At 43.0% G+C, this 2,321-nt stretch carries 3 protein-coding genes; all 3 read right to left on the bottom strand.

Annotated elements, in window-relative coordinates; all coding sequences use genetic code 11:
• Nucleotides 1-79 precede the first annotated feature (79 nt).
• The 3 genes from AB6C75_RS23295 to AB6C75_RS23285 are packed head-to-tail and all read right to left on the bottom strand — an operon-like array spanning nt 80 to nt 1,903.
• Nucleotides 80-784 carry a hypothetical protein gene (locus AB6C75_RS23295; RefSeq protein ID WP_102461333.1) on the bottom strand — a complete coding sequence of 235 codons (705 nt, stop codon included), beginning with the start codon at nt 782-784 and terminating at the stop codon, nt 80-82.
• Complete coding sequence (locus AB6C75_RS23290; RefSeq protein ID WP_102461334.1) at nt 781-1,680, bottom strand: integrase; 900 nt, start codon at nt 1,678-1,680, stop codon at nt 781-783. The genes AB6C75_RS23295 and AB6C75_RS23290 overlap by 4 nt, the downstream gene beginning before the upstream one ends.
• Nucleotides 1,673-1,903, bottom strand: coding sequence for a hypothetical protein (locus AB6C75_RS23285; RefSeq protein ID WP_102461335.1), 231 nt, complete (start codon nt 1,901-1,903; stop codon nt 1,673-1,675). The genes AB6C75_RS23290 and AB6C75_RS23285 overlap by 8 nt, the downstream gene beginning before the upstream one ends.
• Nucleotides 1,904-2,321 lie beyond the last annotated feature (418 nt).

Here is a 2,321-nt window from a genome sequence, read left to right as displayed (position 1 = left end):
AATCACTCATAAATTTGAGTCGAAATGGGTAGGGGTCGGCGCAGCCGAAAGGGCTTGTCCTTTCGGCTTGCTGGGCGATTCATTGCATGCTTTTATCTTTTCTTTTTCTGCGGTTCATTGCTGCGACAGCGTTCTTTCTACTCTTTGTGTATGTTGCTTTTTCACTTTCAAAGCGTTCTAGCTCTTTTTCATATTGAGCTTTGATATGTTGAACCTGGTCCTGCGCTGAACGTTCTAATTCAGAAATCTTGCCTTCTCGTTCAACGACTGAGTTTTCTCTTTCTATCAGTGACCGTTCTTGTTGTCTCAGTTTGTTGTATTTTGCTTCGAACTGTTGGTGTACGTCTTTGTATGCTTTGTCGTTTGCAGCCTTAACTGAATCTTCAGCCCATTTTTTCGATTCTAGTTTGAATGTTTGTGCTTCTTTCTCTGAGGTGCGTTGGTTTTCAATCGCTTGATCTTTAGCTTTTAGTGCAGCTTGGATTTCAAGGTTTATAGCAGAACGGTAAATGTATGTAGCTAGAAATGGAAGGATGATTAATCCAAGTGCGAATGTTCCAAAGACAGGCCAAAGTGCTTTAGCAATTCCGCTAAAAGTTTGATGATTTTGAAAGTCGTAAAGTTTGGGTTCATCATTTTGGAAACTGACCAATTTCCAGTTCCCATTTGCGGTTTCTGATAGCCAGTAATCCGTTATTAGTATGGCATTATCGAGTGTTTCAATGCTCCATTTTGCGCCATACCCTAGAGCGACAATAAGAACAATGAGTAGTCCGTATTTCATCGTAAATAAACCTCTGTGATTTCTGGTCGAAAGTGTCCCATCTCTTGAGAAACGATTTTTAATGCGTCATCTCGTGTGAATCGTTCTTGTAGCTCGCTCATTCGCTCTTGTGCGTAACTATGCCGCAAGCCGTGGCCTCCACGACTCCAATTCAGTGAGCGATTTGATGCAGCCGAGAATGAGTTGCTCCAATTTTTACCACCGGCAATGTCATAGTGAGACTGGTAGTTAATGCCGCGGTCAACGACTAACTGTGGCGATGAGATTCGATGTGCTTCGAGTCGCTCTGAAAGCTCTCTAGTCAATTGGATTTCACGTATCAAACCACCTTTTCCGTCTACGGTGTAACGCACACCATCACGTCCACTAAATTTTGCTTCATGCGCAGGTCGATCACTTGGCTGCCGTTCTGAGATTTGGCGGATAGTGTGAAGCTCATGCGCTCTTAATCCAGCAGCGTATGCAATCTCTGTAGCTAGTGAGTTCCGGGCATTTTGAGCATTTGCAACGATTTGTACTTGCTCGGTTGTGTAAGATCGAGAGCCTTTTATCTGAACATTTTCTGAATGAACGACAGCTAACTTTTCGTTCGGATCTAGCTTTTTAGAGACATACTGCATCATTTTTTGCAGTGCTTGACGCTCCATATCGAGTTGGCTTTTACCAACTTCGGCAGCGCGGTCAAGTAGGTACTCATGGGCTTGCAGAGGGGTTATTTCTTTCAATCCGCAGCCAAGCTCTTGATTCGCGTACTGTGCGATCTTAGGAAGTACGCTCTCGAAATTTCTGACGCTTCCAACAGAAGAAATCACACTTCCCTGCATCTGCTTCATTACGTTAGCAGCTTGCGTTTTTGCAACGGCTACGGGGTCTACGTTCTTTGCGAATTTAGCCATTATTTGCTAACCAACGTTGAACAGTTGAGTGGGTAACTTTGATTCTTTTGCTGCGTAAATAACGTTGTAGCTCTGCACCAGTTGCGCCTGATTGATGCAGCTCTAGCAGTTCAAATTTGTATTTGTCGAGGCGTGATTTTCTACGCTTGTAGGAGCGCTTTCGGAGTGATTTAGTTTGAGCTTTTAGGGCTAAAAGCTCTGATTGAGTATCGAAGTTAGCCATTTAAAACCTTGTTTGTAAGAACATACAATCTCAAAAGAGACAGCGACAACTTAATGCCTATTCGCCAGTTCCGCGTTGGTTAAGCGCGTGGATTATCTGACCGTTTTCCATTTCCTATTAGCATCAAAGTGGCTAAGACACTTTCCTCATTTTGGGCAGTTGAGAGACTGATTTCGCTAGAGAGCGAACTTGGTTTTGAGCTGTACCAGTGGACAGTTATCGACTCGCTATATGCTTTCGATACTCTGTTTATTTTTAGATTGAACAGGGAAAAACAAACTCGCTGAAAGTAGCGACACACTATAAAACTGATTCACATCGTTGAAATCATTGTACGGTTTTCGAACAAAAAAACAATCTGCGTTAAAAAATGTGCGTGAAATCATGGTAAGCCATATAGGACAAGGGGAGGCTGTGT

The organism is Vibrio sp. 10N.237.312.B06, assembly GCF_041464685.1.
Classification (GTDB): Bacteria; Pseudomonadota; Gammaproteobacteria; order Enterobacterales; family Vibrionaceae; genus Vibrio; species Vibrio tasmaniensis_A.
Note: the sequence above shows the minus strand (reverse complement) of the source record. Positions and strands in the feature narration are given on the sequence as shown.